The organism is Amycolatopsis sp. EV170708-02-1 (assembly GCF_022479115.1).
Lineage (GTDB): Bacteria > Actinomycetota > Actinomycetes > Mycobacteriales > Pseudonocardiaceae > Amycolatopsis.
This window is the reverse complement of the sequence record NZ_CP092497.1, coordinates 296,813-312,503: the sequence shown is the minus strand read 5'-3', so window position 1 is coordinate 312,503 and position 15,691 is coordinate 296,813. Positions and strand designations below refer to the sequence as shown.

Sequence of the window (15,691 nt, the reverse complement as noted above, 5' to 3'; positions counted from 1 at the left end):
TGCGGCGGGGACCGGACAGAACAAGACAGCTCTCCGGTATGCCGTGGGAAGGCCGGAAGTTGTTACGCCTCTGACAGAAATGCGCACAACTCGCGCAACGGGATCAGGCCGTGGCGGCGGGGAAACCGGTCAGGCGGGCGAGTGCGCCGAACCCGTCGTCGGTACCGGGCCAGTGCTCGCGGACGGCGTCGAGCCCGGCGCGGCGGACGACGCCACGCAGGACGAGGACGACGATGATGGCGTCGTCGGCGTAGCCCAGAACGGGGATGAAGTCGGGGACGAGATCGATCGGCAGGGCGAGGTAGACGAGCAGCAGCGCGAGCCTGATCCGGACGCCGCGGGACAGGGTCTCGTCCGCGGCCAGACGGCGGATGAGCCGCAGTACGTCGGGCAGCAGCCGCAGTGCTTCCCGGAGTGCTCCGCCCCGCGGCCGGGCGACGACGAGTGCCACGACGAGCGCGAGCCAGGCCACGAGCAGCGCACCGGCGAGGCCGAGCAGGAGATCCCACCAGAACGACCCGGTCATCGCGGCTTCCCCGCCTCGGGCGCTTCAGCGCGCAGGGCGGCTTCCTCGAAGGCGGCGAGTTCGGCCGCGGCCAGCTCGACGGCGTCGCGGGCCTCCCGCCCGAGGGGTGCGGCGAAATAGTCGCGGGCGGCGATTTTGGCCAGCCAGCTGCGGAACCGGTGCAAGTCGGCCTCGGATTCTTCGACTTCCGCGTAGGTGGCGTTGCCGCGGGCCCGCTCGTCCGCGAGTTCCCGCCGAAGCTCGGGCAGCCGCTCCAGGACTTCGGCGTACTCGGCGTCGCGGGCCTCGTTCAGTTCGGCGATCACCGCTCGCTCCTCGGCCGGGGCGGTGAACGCCATCGGCAGCGCGCGAGCCGTCCCACCCTGATGGCGGACCCGGTCGAGCAGGCGGCGGATCTCCCGCACCACCTCCGTCCGCGCGGGCAGCAGGCAGACCGATTGCTGCAGGTAGAGCGCGCCGAGGGAGCGGAGTTTGCGCCAGACCTGCACGCGCAGCGAGTCCGGCGCGCCGGCGGTGGACACGCTGATCACCAGCCAGCCCGGTTCGCTGGATTCGTCAGTCACACCGCGATGTTACGCCCGTAACATCGCGAGTGGCATACGGACGATTCACCCGTTCGGAATAAGATCCGCTGCGTGGTCAACCTTCGGTGGGTCTCGACGCAGTGGCGGTACGGCCCGGCCTGGTACCTCCCGGTCGCCCTGACCCTCTTCGTGGGATCACTGCTCCCGGCGTTGCAGAGCCACGGAACGCGGTTCGGCGGGCTGCCGGACCGCCCGTACGACGCGCTGGCCGTCGTCGGGATCGCCCTGCAATGCGTCCCGCTGGTCGTGTGCGGCCGGTGGCCGGTCACCTGTTTCGCCCTGGTGTCGCTCGGGTTCGCCGTCGACCAGTTCGGGGGCTATCACTCGTTCGCCGGCACGGCGCTGCCGATCGCCGTGCTGACCGTGGGTCTCCGTCTGGAGCGGCGTCGTCGCCTGGTGGCGATCGTGTTCACCGCGGTGTTCCTCGCGTCGGCGATCGCGTTCGTTTCGCTCGGCGGGACGGAGCCCCTGACGGGCTACGTGACCTTCTATCTCGCGCTGGTACTGGCATGGGGGATCGGGACGGCGTTGCGATCCAGCCGGATCGCGGAAGTGGAACGTCGCCGCCGTGTCGCCGAGGAGACGCGGGCGGCCGAACGCGCCCGCATCGCCGCCGAACTCCACGACGTCGTGACCCATCACGTCACGGCGATGGTCGTGCAAGCCGAAGCCGCCCGGTATCTGACCGATGCGCGGCTCGAACAGAGCTTGACCGCCGTGGCCGACACCGGACGGCTGGCCATCACCGATCTCCGCCACCTGCTCGACGTGGTCGATCCCGGCCGCGGCGCCGAAGCGATCCCGACCCTCGTGGAGCGCACGCGCCGGGCGGGGCAGCCGGTGGAGTTCTCCGAGCAGGGCGAGCCCACGGCGGGGGGCGCCGGTCCGGTGGCCTACCGCGTCGTGCAGGAGGCGCTGACCAACGCGCTGAAACACGCCCGCGGCAGCCGCACCTCGGTGCTGGTGCGCCACGGGGACGGGGAGATCACCGTCTCCGTGGACACGGAGGAATCCGTGTCCACTGTGGAATCCGCCGGCGGGGGAAGGGGCCTCGCCGGGCTGCGCGAACGGATCGACGTCCTGGACGGTGAATTCAGCGCGGGCCGCAGAAGAGACGGCGGGTTCTCCGTTCGCGCCCGCATTCCGGCGGGGAACCCGTCGTGACCGCGCCGACCAGGGTGCTGGTCTGCGACGACCAGATGCTGGTGCGCACCGGCCTGGTGACGATCATCGACGCGCAGCCCGACCTCGAGGTGGCGGGCGAATGCGGTGACGGGCGGACGGCGGTCGAGCTCGCCGCCCGCCTGCGCCCGGACGTCGTGGTGATGGACGTGCGCATGCCGGTGCTCGACGGAATCGAAGCCACCCGCCTGCTGGCGGGCGCCGGCGTGGCCGAACCGGGCAAGGTCCTGGTGGTGACCACGTTCAATCTCGACGAGTACGTCTACCGGGCGTTGCGCGCCGGTGCGAGCGGGTTCCTGCTCAAGGACAGCCCGCCCGACCGGCTGCTGCACGGGATCCGCACCGTGGCCGCCGGCGCCGCCCTGCTGGATCCCGAAGTGACCCGGCAGCTGGTGGGCCGGTACGCCGCCCGGATCCGGCCCGCCGAGGACGAAGCCCCGGCCGAAAGCCCGCTGACTCCCCGCGAGCTGGAGGTCCTCCGGCTCATCGCGGACGGCCGGTCCAACAGCGAGATCGCCGCGGCGCTCATGATCAGCCAGGAGACCGTCAAGACGTTCGTTTCGCGCATGCTCGCCAAACTCGGGCTCCGCGACCGGGTCCAGGCGGTCATCTACGCCTTCCGCCACGGCCTCGTGACTTGACTGTCCTATTCGGACTTGGCTTCGCCGACGACGCGCTGGATCGCCCGGACGGCGAGGTCGGGCTGGTCGACGTAGATGTAGTGCTCACTGTTCGCCGCGGTGCTCAGATTGCTGCGGCCGGACAGCGCGAGCCACTTCCGCTGCCCTTCCGACCAGGCCTGCTCCAGGCCCGGTCCGTACTCGGGGACGGCCGTGAGGTACTGCTTGCCGTGCTGGATCACCTCGACCGGGATGTTCCCGGCGGAGCGGACTTCGGCGTCGGTGACCACCAGTTTCTCCGGGCCCTGTCCGGCGAACACCGCCAAGGTCTGCGCCCGCAGCTCGGCCGCCATCCCGGTGGCCGAATCCGGTATCCGCTGCCGCAGATCGGCTTCCTGGGTCGGCGAGGTGGCGTCCATCAGCACCAGGCCCTTGACCCGGTCCTGGTGGTCGGGGGAGTACCTGGCGGCGATCAGCCCGCCGAGTGAATGCCCGGCGAGGACGACCGGTTTGCCGCCGGCGACCTGGTCGAGCACTCCGGTGAGGATCTTCCCGGTGCTTTCGAAACTCTGCGGCCCGTCCGGCTGATCGCTGGCGCCCGCGCCGAGCCGGTCGTAGGAACAGACCTGCCCTTGCGCGGCAAGGGTGTTCTGGAGCCCGCTCAGCTTCCCGAGGTCGTCGCCCCCGCCGTGCAGCAGGACGACGACCGGCCGTCCCGCGACCGGGTTCCCCGCGCACGACACGTTCACGGATCGCTCGCCGACCTTGAGCTTCTGTGTTCCGGTGAACGCGGCTCGATTCTCCGGGGCGCTGCTGCTCGCGGGCGACTCCGATTCCGCTTCCGTGGCTTCGTCGCAGGCCGACAGCGCGACGCCTGCCACTGCGCAGCACAGCGCGATCAGAGCGGATGCCTTACGGGACATGGTGAACTCCTGGTACAGGGGAACGATTCACCTGGCACGCTACGGATCCGGCCGCCGGGAATCGTCACCATGCGGAGGACACCTGCGGGTAGCTCTCAAGGGTGACAAAGCGCGTCAGCGATAGGCGCGCAGGAACACGTCCACCCCGTCGGTGAGGATCGCGAGGATCTCCGCCTTGCCCACCGTCGGGTCCTCGTCGGTCACGTCGAGGACGAGGCGCATGGTCAGGGTGACGAAATGCTGCATGGCGCGTCGCGGGTCGCTCGGCCGGAGCTTGCCGTCCGCCGCGAACTTCGCGAAGCGTTCCTCCATCATCCGTTCCGGTTGGTCGCGTGCCGCTTCCGGCAGCCGCGGCGCCACCGGGGCCTGCGAACTCAGCCGCCGGAACGTCGCGTAGTCCGAAGTCGGGAACATCCCGGTCGTCACCCGCCGCGCGAAGCCGAGCAACGCGTCGCGGAGGTCGCGGTCGTCGGTGAGTTCTTCATCGATCGCCTTGCGCACGGTCGCGACCACGGCGTCGTTCGCCCGGCCCAGAACGGCGCGGAACAGGGTCTGCTTGTCGCCGAAGTGGTCGTAGACGGTGCGTTTGGACACCCCGGCCCGTGCGGAGATCGCGTCGACGCTGGTGAGTTCGTAGCCGTCCGACACGAACAACGCCTCGGCGGCGTCAAGGATCGCCGCCTGCTTGGCCTCGGCTCGCAGCCGACGGCCCGGTGTTCGCGCGGTCGCTCGCGGGGTCGCCATGTTCTCATCGTATTCTCAGCCGAAGAAAACTGCACCGTGTAGTGTAGTTTTTGAGGCGGGCGGACCGCCTTTCCCTGAAATCCCGCACAAGGAGTCCTTCATGCAGGAGAACAGGATCGGCGCGGGACCGCATACGAGGTGGAGCGGACGGCTCGTCGGCCTCGTCGCGGTCTTGGTGCTCGTCAACTTCATGGTCGACACGGCGATCACCGCGCCGTTGCTCGTCCTCCCGGAAATGCTCGACCACTTCGGCACCGATCAGACGGCGTGGCTCAACGCCAGCGCGATGCTGGCGGGCGTGATGTGGGCGCCGCTGCTCGGCAAGAGCGCCGACGTGCACGGAAAGCGCAAGGTGCTCGTCCTGACCTTGCTGCTCAGCTGTGCGGGCGCGCTCGTCTGCGCGGTGGCACCTGACCTCTGGCTCTTCGTGCCCGGACGCCTGCTGCAAGGGGCGGCCGTGGCCGCCCTGTTCCTTTCCGTCGCGATCGTCCGCGAGCTCTGCGCGCCCCGGATCGCGATGGTCGTGGTCGGTATCGTGACCTCCGGGTCCGCGGTGCTCAACATCGGTTCCCGGTTCCTCACCGAGAAACTGGCCGCCGAGTTCGGCTTCCGGATCTTGTTCGTCGTCTCGGCCGTCGTCGCGATCGCGATGGCGATCTGCGTGCGCGGCGTCATTCCCGAATCCGTGGTCAGGACACCGGGCCGGATCGACTTCGGAGGCGCACTGCTTCTCGGCGGTGGCCTGGCCGGGGTGCTCGCGTACGTCAGCCTCGGCTCGGAGTTCGGCTGGTTCGCCCTCGCTCCGATGGTGCTGCTCGCCGGTGGTGCCGCCGCGTTGTCCCGATGGCTGCTGGTTTCGAGCCGCAGGCCCGACGCGCTGATCGACATCCGGAACATCGGGGCGCCGTTGGCGCTCACGTTGCTCGTGCTCGTCCTGAGCACCGGCTCGTATCAGAGCATGCTCCAGCTCATCCCTCTGGTCAGCGACGTCTCGGCGGATCAGGGCCTCGGGTACGGGCTGGCCGGCCAGGGAACGCTGGCGCTGCTGCTTGCGGCGCCCGGCGTCGGCGTCATGATCGGCGGTCCGGTCGCCGGGCTGCTCGCCACCCGGGTCGGGCCCCCGATGACGCTGGCGGGCGGAATCGCACTCGGAACCGTGGGAACCATCGGGATGTTCGCCGGTGTCTCGCAGTTCCCCGTCGCGGTGTTCTTCGCTTTCCTGCTGGGTTTCACGGTCGGCGCGCTCGGGACCTCCGGCTTCAACCTGGCGGGCAGCCTGGCGCCCGCCGAACGGCAGGGCATCGTGTCCAGCCTGGTCATGGTCGTCGTCGCGATCGGTTCGGTGGTCCTGGATTTCGTGGGCGCCGCGGTGCTCAAGTCCACCACCGTGTCCGTCGGCGGCGAAACGATGAACTCGGGCACGGGTGTCTTCAGCTACATCACGATCGCTTCCGTCGCCTTCGCGATGGCCGCGGTCCTCGTCGTCCTGCTGGTGCGAAAGACGCGCTCCGGCAACAAAACACAAGCATTGGCGTCTCTCTGAGAGAAGTGGGGAAACAAATGAAAGGCACGGTTCTGGTCTCCGGCGCGAGCATCGCGGGCCCCGCGGCCGCGTTCTGGCTGCGACGGCACGGATTCGCCGTGACGGTGGTGGAGAAAGCGGGCGGGCTGCGTGGCGGCGGCTACCCGATCGACGTCCGCGGCACGGCGTTGGAGGTGGCCCGCCGGATGGGAATCCTGCCGCGGCTTCGCGAAGCGCATATCGAGACGCGTTCGCTGACCTTCGTCGACACCGAGGGCGGCGAGGTGACTTCGCTGCATCCGCAGACGGTGACCGGCGGGGTCGACGGGCACGACGTCGAGGTGCGGCGAGGCGACCTGGCCGAAATCCTGTACGGAGTCACCCGCGACGACGTGGAATACGTCTTCGACGATTCGATCGAAACGCTCATCGAACACGAGCACGGTGTCGAAGTCACCTTCCGCGGCGGAGCGCGGCGCGATTTCGACCTGGTGGTGGGAGCCGACGGCCTGCACTCGCGTACCAGGGAGCTGGTTTTCGGCCCGGAACACAGGTACCACCGCTATCTGGGATATTGCTTCGCCGGATTCACCCTGCCCAACGCGTTCGGCCTCTCACGGGAAGGCGTGATCTGGAACGCGCCCGGCCGGGGAGCGGCGCTTTACGCGGTCAAGGGAAGCGACAAGGTGCACGGGTTCCTCGTCGCCGCCCGCCCCGAACCGCCGTACGAGGTACTCCGCGATCCTGGAGCGCAACGTGACCTCATCGCCGCGACCTTCGACGGCGACGGCTGGGAGATCCCGGCCATGATCGGCGCCCTGCGCGACGCGGACGACCTGTTCTTCGACACCGTCAGCCAGATCCACCTGCCGCGCTGGTCCCGGGGACGGATCGGTTTGGTGGGCGACGCCGCTTACGCGCCGTCGTTCCTGACCGGACAGGGCTCCAGCCTCGCTCTCGTCGGGGCCTACATGCTCGCCAGGTCACTGGCCGCCACCGGCGCTTTCGACGCTTACGAAAGGGAGACGCGGGAGTTCGTCGAGCTGAACCAAGCGCAGGTCGGTGTGGGCGAAGCGGCGCTCTTCCCGGTCACCGCCGAAGCCTTGGCGCGACGCGACAGCCGGCTGCGTGGCCTGACCGTGTCGGCGCCGGACAGCGGGCGTCCGGCGCACACCGCACTGGTGCTGCCCGATGTCGTCGTGGAGTCACCGTAACGTCGGCGTCGCCGGGATCGAGTCACGGTCGACGGAAAAGACGGTGAGGAAGTAGTTCGCCGTGCCGCAGTTGACGTTCTCCCCGCCGGTGAGCTCCACTTTCAGCGTGTCGCGCTCGATGGTCAGTTCGGCGCCGTCCTCGGCACAGCCGGGCTTGACGAACGCGAAAGCGCGCCGATCGGCCGTCGGTGTGAACGACAAGGCCGCACGGACCTTGTCCGGGTTCGAGATCTTGGCGCGTTCCAGCGTGCGCTGGAACTCCTGACCGCCGGCCGTGCCCAGTTCCACGGCCTTCGAACCTGCCGGCGGGCGAGCCGAGCCGAGTTCCACGAAGGACTCCAGCCTCGGCCGGCCCGTGCCGAGGTCACATCCCGCCAGGAGCAGGAGAAGACACGCTGCGATCCATCTCATGTGCCGAGGACGTAACGGGTGGGGCATTCGGTTGCGTCGCGAAAGCCACTTTCGGGACATCGGACGTCGCGAAAGTGGCTTTCGCGACACGCCACATGCCACATGCGTAAGCGTCCACAAAGGACAGCCTCAGCCGAGACGTCCGCGCCGGAAAGGCTCGACGCCGACGACATGGCGGACGCGGGTCGGTTCGACGAGGACCTTCACCCGTCGTTCTCCCGGGATCCGCCATTCGAACCGGTCGGTCCCGACGTACTTCTTCGCCAGCCGGTCCATGCAGCGATCCGCCTCGTCGCCTTCGACGAACTCGACGGCCCGGCCGTGGATCACGACCCGGTCGTAGGGATCGGCCGTGTCCAGGCACGACAACGAGACACGAGGATCGCGGCGCAGGTTCTCCTCCTTCACGCGGCCGACGGCGGTGTTGAAGACGATGAGGTCGCCTTCGATGTCGATCCACATGGGGGAGACCTGAGGTGAACCGTCCTCGTTCACCGTGGCCAGATGCCAGAAGTTCGGTGCCACGACCCACTCGCGGATCTGCTCGCTCAACTCGGCCACGCGGCCCTCCACTGGTTCGCGATCAGGACGACGATTGTTGCGTGACCGGCCGCGGATGTCACCGGGCTATTGACAAGCATGACAGTATTTTTCCAACTAGATGACTAGTGCGTTGCCGGGTTGTGGTCGAACTGACGACGCCCCGGCCGGCGCCTCTGGGGAGAGGAACTGTGCATGCAGCCGACCCGCCGTATCCCGTTCGTCCTCGCGCTCGGCGCCGCGGCGGGGCTCGCGTTCGCACCACCGGCTTCCGCGGAGGCGTCCGGTGACGACTACTACCAGGACGCGCTGGGCAAGACCGGCCCCGAACTCAAGGCCGCGCTGCACAAGATCATCAGCACCAACACCAAACTGACCTACGAGCAGGTGTGGGACGGGATCAGGGCCACCGACGAGGATCCCGCCAACAAGGCGAACGTCGTGCTGCTCTACAGCGGCCGTTCGCAGGCGAAGACCGCCAACGGCGGGGGAGTCGACGACTGGAACCGGGAACACGTCTGGGCCAAGTCGCACGGCGATTTCGGCACGGCCGTCGGGCCGGGGACCGACCTGCATCACCTGCGCGCGGAGGACGCGTCGGTCAACAGCACCCGTGGGAACAAGGACTTCGACGCCGGTGGCTCTCCGGTCGAGGAAGCGCCGGGGAACCTGACCGACGACGACTCGTTCGAGCCGCGGGACGCGGTCAAGGGCGACGTGGCGCGCATGATCCTGTATATGTCCGTCCGGTACGACGGAACCGACGGTTTCCCGGATCTCGAGCCCAATGACGCCGTCGACAACGGCTCCAAGCCCAATATCGGCCGGCTCTCGGTGCTGCTGACCTGGAACACCCAGGACCCGCCCGACGCCACCGAGCAGCGCCGGAACCAGATCATCCACGACCAGTTCCAGCACAACCGCAACCCGTTCATCGACCACCCGGAATGGGCGGCCTCCATCTACGGCTAGCGGGTGATCTTCCGGAAGAAGCAGACCCGGTCCTGGCCGGGGCCGTCGTAGTCGCCGTGCACGGGAAGACCGTCGATCACCCGGTCGCCTGCTTCGAGCGTGAACCCCATGGCGCGGTGGAAGGCGATCGACCCGGTGTTCCCCGGGGAGGTGATCGCGCGGACTTCCGTGCGGCCCGCCTCGGCGGCGCGCCGGAAGAAGGTCGTGTACAGACGACGCGCCGTCCCCTGTCCGCGGAGTTCCGGGTCCACGCCGACGAAGTGGATGTACGCCTCGACGTCGTTGTCGGGGGCGTGGAGGCCGACGAGGAACGCCCTGATGCCGGTTTCGTCTTCCAGGACCAGGCTCGTACTGGAGAAGAACTGGAGGAACAGCTTGGGGAGCAGCAGCGAGAGTTCGCGGGCCTCGGCGGGGGTGCGCGAGTCGCCCCACCACCGCTGGACACGGTCGACGATCGCACCGTGATCGGAGACGTCGGCTCGGCGCGGTTCCGGCATGGGGTTCTCCTCTCGGGGCAGATGATCTTCGTTTCTATCAGGGAAAGGCGACGTACGGGGGTCGTGGCATCGTCCAGCCGTTCGCCGGGACGGCAGCTCACCGCCGAGCCGTCAGGCGTTCGGCGAGGAAGGCGAGGATCTCGTCCCTGGCCCGCACCGTGGGGTGGCCTTCGGAGTCGACGAGGTGGGCGGTGACGACGCTGTGCGGCGTGCCGACCAGGTCGCGGAAGAACGGTGGCGGGTCGGTGTTCGCGGCGCTGTCCGGCAGGACACGCCCGTCGAAGGCGTCGCCGAGGAGGGCCCGGTAGGCGGCGAATCGCTGTCCGGTGCACCAGCGGTCGCCCTCGAAGCGGTAGGCGAGCACCTTCAGCCCGTCGCGCGAGATCCGGTCACGGAGCGCGGCCGCGTCCTCGTCGCCGAGTTCGAGGCCGCCCGGGTCGTCCAGCGGCAGTGACGGGTGGTTGACCACGGGGGCGATGACGGCGGGTTCGAGCGCCATGGTGAGCGCGAAGTTGCCGGTGAAGCACAGGCCGATCGCACCGACTCCGGGGCCGCCGCATTCCGCGTGGGCGATCCGCGCGAGCCCCCGGAGCCACCCTGTGACAGGGCTGGTGCCGCCGCCGGCGAACGCCCGGAATTCGGCGCTGACACAGGCGCGGCGGACCACTTCCTCACCTGCCCCGGCGGTGGGATAGGCGCCGTCGACGCCGAAGAGCGAGGGGAGGTAGACGGTGAACCCGGCGTCTCGCACCCACCGCGCGAACCGAAGGACGTCAGGGCTGATGCCGGGCATCTCCGGCATCAGCACCACGCCGGGGCCGGAACCCGCGACGTGAACCGTCTTCGTCACGTCGTCCACCTCCAGCCGGCGGTGGGAGAAATCGGTGATCGCGTCGTCCGGGTTTTCGCGCATGACCGCAGCTTCGGCCGGCGCGGCCGCCGGGGAACAGGCCGGATCGCCGGATATCGGGGTAATCTCGCCACGTGCTGCGAGTGGGTGTCCTGGCGTACCCGGGCTGCTTCGCGTCCGAAGTGTTCGGTGTCCCCGACCTGCTCACCATGGCCACGTACGTCGCCGGTCCGGACCAGGCCGGGTACGAGGTCTCCGTCGTCTCGCCCCGCCACCGGGTCGTCGCGTCGGGCGGTGTCACGTTGAGCGTCTCGCCGCTGCGCGAGGTCGACGTCCTCGTCGTACCGGGATTCGAGCACCGGCCAGGCCAGGACATCGACGCGAAGCTGGCGCACCTCGCGGGGGAGGTCGAGGCGATCCGGTCCCACGCGGCCGGGGGCAACGTCGTGGTCTCGATCTGTGTCGGAGCGTTCCTGCTCGCCGAGGCCGGGCTCCTCGACCATCGTCGCGCCACGACCTCGTGGCTCTTCGCGGACGAGCTCGCTCGGCGTCGTCCCGAAGCCCGGCTCCAGCCGGAGCGTCTCGTCGTCACCGACAAGGGAGTCACGACGACGGCCGCCTTCAGCGCCATGTACGACTTCGCGCTCGGACTGATCCGGGAACACAGCGGCGCCGAAGTCGCACGGACGACGGCGCGGGTGGCGCTGGTCGACGACGCGCGGTCTTCGCAGACGCCGTACGTCGACGCGCGGCTGCTTCCGCGGCCTGGCAGCGGGTTCGCCCGCCCGGTCATGCGCTGGCTCGACCAGAACCTGGCCGCCCGGTACGACCTCACCGCCCTGGCCGGACGGTTCAACGTCAGCACCCGGACGATGTTGCGGCGGTTCGCGGAGGAAACCGGGCAGAGCCCGCTCGAATACCTGCATTCCTCACGGGTCCGGCGCGCCCGCCACCTCCTGGAGACGACGGATCGCACGGTCGCCGGGATCTGTGCCGCCGTCGGCTATCGGGACGCGGGGACGTTCGCCGCTCTTTTCGCGAAGCACACGGGGCGGCGGCCAAGGGACTATCGCGCCGCCTTCCGCCGTGACGCGATTCAGTGATTTTCCCATTACCTGCCGACGCACAACGGAAATGATTTCACGAGTGCCGTTCGTCGGAATGAAAGATCAACTTTCCGTGCGGTAGAATCCTCATTCGGGGTGATGATCTTCGGTGCGGCTTTCTGCCGCCGGGATCATCTGGTGAAAACGATGGGGTTTCTCGGGCGATCCGTGGCGCGTTCGCCGGATTCTCGAACCGGGACGATGGGGGTTCCACAAATGAGCGATGTCGAGCTGGCCAGACCGCCGAAGGTGGCGGGTCCGGGCCGCGCCGGAAACCGGCTGAGACAGGGCGGCGCGCCGCCGTCCCGACGGGGTTTCCCGGCCTTCGTGGCGGTCGTCGTCGGCACGGTGTCGATCGCCGTCCACGCGAGTTTCTACGGCAACTGGATGATCGACGACGCGGCCATCACCTTCGCGTATTCCCGGAACCTCGCCGACGGTTTCGGGCCGGTGCTGCAACCCGGAGTGGAACCCGTCGAGGGATTCTCGAACCCGTTGTGGATGGTGCTGCTGGCGCTCGGAAAACTGCTCGGCCTGTTCGACAACGGCACGATCTTCGGCATCCCCGACTACGTCCTGTTCCCCAAGGGGCTGGCTCTGCTCTGCTGCGCGGCCATCCTGGTTCTGGTGTACGTCGCGGCGAAGCGCGTGACATCGCGGCCCGCCCTGGTCACGCTGATCGCCGGCGCGGCGCTCGCGGCGAACCCCTCGTTCGTCATCTGGTCCTTCTCCGGTCTGGAGAACTCCGTTTACGCGCTCGCGGCCACCGCGCTCGCCGTGGTGATCCTGTGCGGCGTCGATTCCGGCACGCTCCTGACCGCGAAGATCGCCGTGCCCGCCGGAGCGCTCGCCGCCCTCGCCGGGCTGAGCCGCCCGGACGGGGTCATCTACGCGGCCGCGTTCCCGATCGTGGTCGCGCTGTTCACCCGCCGCGGCGGTGTGCCCGCCGCCCTCCGTGCGGTGCTGCTGTCCGCGGCCGGGTTCGCCGTCCCCTTCGGTGGCTACCTGCTCTTCCGCTGGATCGAGTACGGGCGCCTCCTGCCCAACACCGCGGTCGCCAAGGCGCAGCCGCTGCCGACTCTCACCGACATCGCCAAGGCCGGGACGGTCCTCCAGTACGCGGGCTGGCTGCTGGTCGCGGTGGCGGTCGTCTGCCTCGCGCTGGTGATGCAGAAGCCGTCCAAGCTCCGCGCGGCGATGGTCGCGCTGCTGGTCCCGTTCGCCCTGTCGGTGATCGCCTTCTGCGTTCTCCAGGCCGACTGGATGGGGCAGCTCCGGTTCGCCACCCCGATCTGGGCGCTCGGCACGCTCGGCGGCACGATCGTGGTCGTCGAAACCCTGCGCCGGGCACGGGTCCGGGGCCGTGTCCTGCTGGCGATCACGCTCGTCATCGCGGCGGCGTCGTCGGTGAGCGGCTTCCACACCCAGGGCAAGAACTACCGCGACACACCGAAAACGCCGTTCTGCAGCGTCGTCGAGCGCGACGCGCGGGTGACCAATGGTGTGGCGGATCTGTTGAAGCTGCCCGATTCCGCGAAGATCGGGGTGATCGACCTCGGCGGTATGGCGCTGGTCAGCAGGCTCCAGGTGATCGACCTCGCCGGGCTCGCCGACCGCGTCATCGCCGACTATCTCCGCACCGCCGATTTCGCCGGAGAGCGCCGTTACGTCTTCGACGTGGCCCGGCCGGAGCTGATTTCGCTCATCGGCACCTGGGACACCACACTCGGTTTCGCCCAGGACCCGCGATTCGAGCAGGAGTACGAGGTGCTCTACCGCAGCCCGCGGGGCCCGGCGGCGTTCGGTGACGTCGGGGTCTGGGTGCGCAAGGATCTGGTGCGGGATCCCGCCCTTCTCGCCGGGGCGCGGAACTACGTCACCACCGAGACCGAGAAGGTCGTCGCGACCAACGCCGTCGCGCATCTGCGGTCCTGCGGCGACATTCTGCGTCCGGGCCAAATACCGGGGTCCTGAAGGTCCGTGAAGGCCCCCTTCACCGCGCTAGACGCAATGAAGGGGGCCTTCACGGAAAAGGCTTCAGCAGCTGATGTACGGGTTCACCCAGTCTCCCCAGTCCCCGGCGGAGCCGTCGCCGGCGTCGTCGACGGCGAGTACGAGCACCTGCACACCCGTCAGCGGCACGACGAGACGCTGCGCGGCGTCCCCGTGCCGCATGTTCCCCGTCGCCTCCAGTTCGACGCCGTCACCGAGCACCCGGAACCCGAGCGTCCCGTTCGGCCCGCGATCGTCGACACCCACGGTCGCGGTGAACTGCTTGCACTTGCCGCCGAGGTAGTACCGCACGACCGAAGGCGCGTGCGCGCCCAGCCCGCCGCGCGTTTCGACCTTGCCGTTGATCGTGAACGGATGGCCGTTGTCGATGCTGTCCCGCTCGACCGGGCCGAGGCCGTTCTCCGTCGAGATCCACGGGAGTGTGCTCAGCAATCCGTTGGTGTAAGGCGGGTTCGGCGCGAGCATGAGCGGCGACTCGGCCGACGCGGTCGCGGTCCGCGGGCCTTGCGCGGTCGTGTACGTCACCGTGGCCGGCATCTTGAACGGCTCGGTGGCGGTCGACACCGGGCGCAGGGTCACCGCGGTCTCCCAGGTGGCACCCGGTTCGACGGTGCCGGTGGTCGCTTCGGAGGGGCCGTCGAACAGCCATTGCGCGGGCGCGGTCAACCGCAGGTGGGCCCCGGTGATCGGCGTCGTGCCGGAGTTGGTGAACTTGACCGTGGTGGTCACCGGCTGGGACGGCGGCACGGAGTCGGGCAGGTCAACGGTCAGCGACGTCCGCGGCGCGGCGGCCACGTTCGACGGCCACACCCGCAGCACGGTGGCGGCGTGCCGCCCGACGACGCCGCCGAGCGCGCCGGTGGTCACGGTCTCGTCGCCCGTCCACAGGTCACGCACGCGATAGCCGGACGCGGCGGGAAGCCCGGCGTCGGCCACGGAGGTGCTGATCGGCGCGGCCAGCTCGCCGCGGTTGAACAGCACCAGGACGGCCGAACCGTCGGACATCGGTTTCGTCCACACCTCGGTCCAGCCCGTGTCGCGGACCTTGTGCCCGGCGACGCCCGCCCAGTCCCGCTGGACGGCGATGATGTCGCGGTTGCCCATCTCGGCGGCCGGGAGCGTGGTGTCGGCCGTCAGCGCCATGTCGGCGACGAGCGGCGCGTTGAGCACCGCCCACAGCCCGAGTTTGGCCTGGCGCTCCGCGGTGTCGAGGTAGCTGAAGGTGAACGAGCCCGGCATGTTCCAGCCACCCGGGCCCTGGTAGCCGTCGAGCCCGTACTGCTTGTCGAGACTGCCCGTCGAGTAGCCAAAGGTGAAGGTCGCGGTCTTGTAGGTGCGCCAGAGCTGGGCGCCCGCCGCCCGTGCCCACAGCCACGGCTTCTGCTCACGGTCGTAGTCGTCGACTTCGAGGGTGATCGGACGGCCGGTCCGTTTGATCGCGTCCGCCATCTTCTTGACCCGGGCGGGAGCATCGCCGTTGACGCTGTGGCAAGTGTCGTAGCGCAGGTAGTCCGCGCCCCAGTCGGCGAAGGTCCGGGCGTCGAGGTCTTCGTGGTCGAGCGAGCCCGCCGCCTGGCGGCTGCAGGTCGTCGCGCCCGTGCCGCTGTAGAAACCGATCTTGAGCCCGCGCGAGTGCACGTAGTCCACCAGCGCCGGGATGCCCGACGGGAAACTGGCGCGTGCGGTGAGCTTGCCGTCGGCGTCGCGCTGGGCCGCCTGCCAGCAGTCGCCGAGCATGACGTACTCGTATCCGGCGTCACGCAGCCCCGAGCTGACCAGCTGGTCCGCCGCGGCCTTCACGGCGTTCTCGCCGTACTGGTAGACGCAGTAGGGATCCCCCGTCGCCCAGGTGATCCCCAGCGGGGGTCTTTCGCCGGGAACCGGATCGGACGGTGTATCGGCCCACGCGGGGACGGCTGTCGCGGTCAGGAAAAGGGCGCAGAGAAGCACGAAGAGTCGTCGCATTGTTCCCCTCCGGAAAAGCAGA

16 protein-coding genes are annotated in these 15,691 nt (G+C 69.1%); 7 read left to right on the top strand and 9 right to left on the bottom strand.

The genetic code is table 11. The features are described from left to right. Positions 1 to 103: 103 nt before the first annotated feature. Together MJQ72_RS01165 and MJQ72_RS01160 are read right to left on the bottom strand one after the other, a co-directional pair. Positions 104 to 526 carry a YkvA family protein gene (locus MJQ72_RS01165; RefSeq protein WP_240597135.1) on the bottom strand — a complete coding sequence of 141 codons (423 nt, stop codon included), beginning with the start codon at positions 524 to 526 and terminating at the stop codon, positions 104 to 106. Then, positions 523 to 1,089, bottom strand: a complete 567-nt coding sequence (locus MJQ72_RS01160) for a Chromate resistance protein ChrB (RefSeq protein ID WP_240597134.1) — start codon at positions 1,087 to 1,089, stop codon at positions 523 to 525. The genes MJQ72_RS01165 and MJQ72_RS01160 overlap by 4 nt, the downstream gene beginning before the upstream one ends. 72 nt (positions 1,090 to 1,161) lie before the next feature. Between MJQ72_RS01160 and MJQ72_RS01155 the strand changes: the two genes are divergently transcribed. Together MJQ72_RS01155 and MJQ72_RS01150 are read left to right on the top strand one after the other, a co-directional pair. Continuing rightward, positions 1,162 to 2,274, top strand: a complete 1,113-nt coding sequence (locus MJQ72_RS01155) for a sensor histidine kinase (protein ID WP_240597133.1) — start codon at positions 1,162 to 1,164, stop codon at positions 2,272 to 2,274. Further along, complete coding sequence (locus tag MJQ72_RS01150) at positions 2,271 to 2,933, top strand: response regulator transcription factor (RefSeq protein ID WP_240597132.1); 663 nt, start codon at positions 2,271 to 2,273, stop codon at positions 2,931 to 2,933. Before MJQ72_RS01155 ends, MJQ72_RS01150 begins: the two co-directional genes overlap by 4 nt. Positions 2,934 to 2,938: 5 nt before the next feature. Here the strand turns inward: MJQ72_RS01150 and MJQ72_RS01145 are convergent, their stop codons facing one another. Further along, a complete protein-coding gene (locus MJQ72_RS01145) occupies positions 2,939 to 3,835 on the bottom strand; it encodes an alpha/beta fold hydrolase (RefSeq protein ID WP_240597131.1) in 897 nt (298 codons plus the stop codon). A 114-nt stretch (positions 3,836 to 3,949) separates the two neighbouring features. Then, the gene (locus MJQ72_RS01140) at positions 3,950 to 4,579 is read right to left on the bottom strand and encodes a TetR/AcrR family transcriptional regulator (protein ID WP_240597130.1); all 630 of its coding nucleotides are present in this window, start codon (positions 4,577 to 4,579) and stop codon (positions 3,950 to 3,952) included. 100 nt (positions 4,580 to 4,679) lie between these two features. On the opposite strand from MJQ72_RS01140, the gene MJQ72_RS01135 reads away from it, so the two are divergent. Both MJQ72_RS01135 and MJQ72_RS01130 read left to right on the top strand, forming a co-directional pair. Continuing rightward, on the top strand, positions 4,680 to 6,122 hold the full coding sequence (locus tag MJQ72_RS01135; protein ID WP_240597129.1) for an MFS transporter: 1,443 nt from the start codon (positions 4,680 to 4,682) through the stop codon (positions 6,120 to 6,122). Positions 6,123 to 6,139: 17 nt separating this feature from the next. Beyond that, positions 6,140 to 7,315: an FAD-dependent monooxygenase gene (locus MJQ72_RS01130; protein WP_240597128.1), complete on the top strand. Its 1,176-nt coding sequence runs from the start codon at positions 6,140 to 6,142 to the stop codon at positions 7,313 to 7,315. Here MJQ72_RS01130 and MJQ72_RS01125 read toward each other — a convergent pair. Both MJQ72_RS01125 and MJQ72_RS01120 read right to left on the bottom strand, forming a co-directional pair. After that, the gene (locus MJQ72_RS01125) at positions 7,307 to 7,726 is read right to left on the bottom strand and encodes a hypothetical protein (protein WP_240597127.1); all 420 of its coding nucleotides are present in this window, start codon (positions 7,724 to 7,726) and stop codon (positions 7,307 to 7,309) included. The genes MJQ72_RS01130 and MJQ72_RS01125 overlap by 9 nt on opposite strands. Before the next feature lie 129 nt (positions 7,727 to 7,855). Continuing rightward, positions 7,856 to 8,287 carry a PPOX class F420-dependent oxidoreductase gene (locus tag MJQ72_RS01120; protein WP_240597126.1) on the bottom strand — a complete coding sequence of 144 codons (432 nt, stop codon included), beginning with the start codon at positions 8,285 to 8,287 and terminating at the stop codon, positions 7,856 to 7,858. A gap of 174 nt (positions 8,288 to 8,461) precedes the next feature. Here MJQ72_RS01120 and MJQ72_RS01115 point away from each other — a divergent pair, with 174 nt between their 5' ends. Further along, positions 8,462 to 9,238 carry an endonuclease I family protein gene (locus MJQ72_RS01115; RefSeq protein ID WP_240597125.1) on the top strand — a complete coding sequence of 259 codons (777 nt, stop codon included), beginning with the start codon at positions 8,462 to 8,464 and terminating at the stop codon, positions 9,236 to 9,238. On the opposite strand, the gene MJQ72_RS01110 is transcribed toward MJQ72_RS01115, so the two are convergent. Both MJQ72_RS01110 and MJQ72_RS01105 read right to left on the bottom strand, forming a co-directional pair. Next, positions 9,235 to 9,735, bottom strand: a complete 501-nt coding sequence (locus MJQ72_RS01110; RefSeq protein ID WP_240597124.1) for a GNAT family N-acetyltransferase — start codon at positions 9,733 to 9,735, stop codon at positions 9,235 to 9,237. The two genes, MJQ72_RS01115 and MJQ72_RS01110, sit on opposite strands and share 4 nt — an antisense overlap. A 97-nt stretch (positions 9,736 to 9,832) precedes the next feature. After that, positions 9,833 to 10,648 (bottom strand): dienelactone hydrolase family protein, encoded by an 816-nt coding sequence (locus MJQ72_RS01105; RefSeq protein WP_240597123.1) that lies wholly within the window; start codon positions 10,646 to 10,648, stop codon positions 9,833 to 9,835. Positions 10,649 to 10,719: 71 nt separating this feature from the next. Between MJQ72_RS01105 and MJQ72_RS01100 the strand changes: the two genes are divergently transcribed. Both MJQ72_RS01100 and MJQ72_RS01095 read left to right on the top strand, forming a co-directional pair. Next, entirely contained in the window at positions 10,720 to 11,688 is a 969-nt protein-coding gene (locus MJQ72_RS01100) for a GlxA family transcriptional regulator (protein WP_240597122.1), read from the top strand. A gap of 219 nt (positions 11,689 to 11,907) precedes the next feature. After that, a complete protein-coding gene (locus MJQ72_RS01095) occupies positions 11,908 to 13,665 on the top strand; it encodes a hypothetical protein (protein WP_240597121.1) in 1,758 nt (585 codons plus the stop codon). Between the two features lie 63 nt (positions 13,666 to 13,728). Here the strand turns inward: MJQ72_RS01095 and MJQ72_RS01090 are convergent, their stop codons facing one another. Further along, the gene (locus tag MJQ72_RS01090; RefSeq protein WP_240597120.1) at positions 13,729 to 15,669 is read right to left on the bottom strand and encodes an NPCBM/NEW2 domain-containing protein; all 1,941 of its coding nucleotides are present in this window, start codon (positions 15,667 to 15,669) and stop codon (positions 13,729 to 13,731) included. Positions 15,670 to 15,691 lie beyond the last annotated feature (22 nt).

Excerpts from the sequence above, each read along its gene's own strand:
- MJQ72_RS01165 (WP_240597135.1), bottom strand. The coding sequence starts at position 526 with ATGACCGGGTCGTTCTGGTGGGATCTCCTGCTCGGCCTCGCCGGTGCG.
- MJQ72_RS01145 (WP_240597131.1), bottom strand. The coding sequence starts at position 3,835 with ATGTCCCGTAAGGCATCCGCTCTGATCGCGCTGTGCTGCGCAGTGGCA.
- MJQ72_RS01140 (WP_240597130.1), bottom strand. The coding sequence starts at position 4,579 with ATGGCGACCCCGCGAGCGACCGCGCGAACACCGGGCCGTCGGCTGCGA.
- MJQ72_RS01135 (WP_240597129.1), top strand. The coding sequence starts at position 4,680 with ATGCAGGAGAACAGGATCGGCGCGGGACCGCATACGAGGTGGAGCGGA.
- MJQ72_RS01130 (WP_240597128.1), top strand. The coding sequence starts at position 6,140 with ATGAAAGGCACGGTTCTGGTCTCCGGCGCGAGCATCGCGGGCCCCGCG.
- MJQ72_RS01125 (WP_240597127.1), bottom strand. The coding sequence starts at position 7,726 with ATGAGATGGATCGCAGCGTGTCTTCTCCTGCTCCTGGCGGGATGTGAC.
- MJQ72_RS01115 (WP_240597125.1), top strand. The coding sequence starts at position 8,462 with ATGCAGCCGACCCGCCGTATCCCGTTCGTCCTCGCGCTCGGCGCCGCG.
- MJQ72_RS01110 (WP_240597124.1), bottom strand. The coding sequence starts at position 9,735 with ATGCCGGAACCGCGCCGAGCCGACGTCTCCGATCACGGTGCGATCGTC.
- MJQ72_RS01105 (WP_240597123.1), bottom strand. The coding sequence starts at position 10,648 with ATGCGCGAAAACCCGGACGACGCGATCACCGATTTCTCCCACCGCCGG.
- MJQ72_RS01095 (WP_240597121.1), top strand. The coding sequence starts at position 11,908 with ATGAGCGATGTCGAGCTGGCCAGACCGCCGAAGGTGGCGGGTCCGGGC.
- MJQ72_RS01090 (WP_240597120.1), bottom strand. The coding sequence starts at position 15,669 with ATGCGACGACTCTTCGTGCTTCTCTGCGCCCTTTTCCTGACCGCGACA.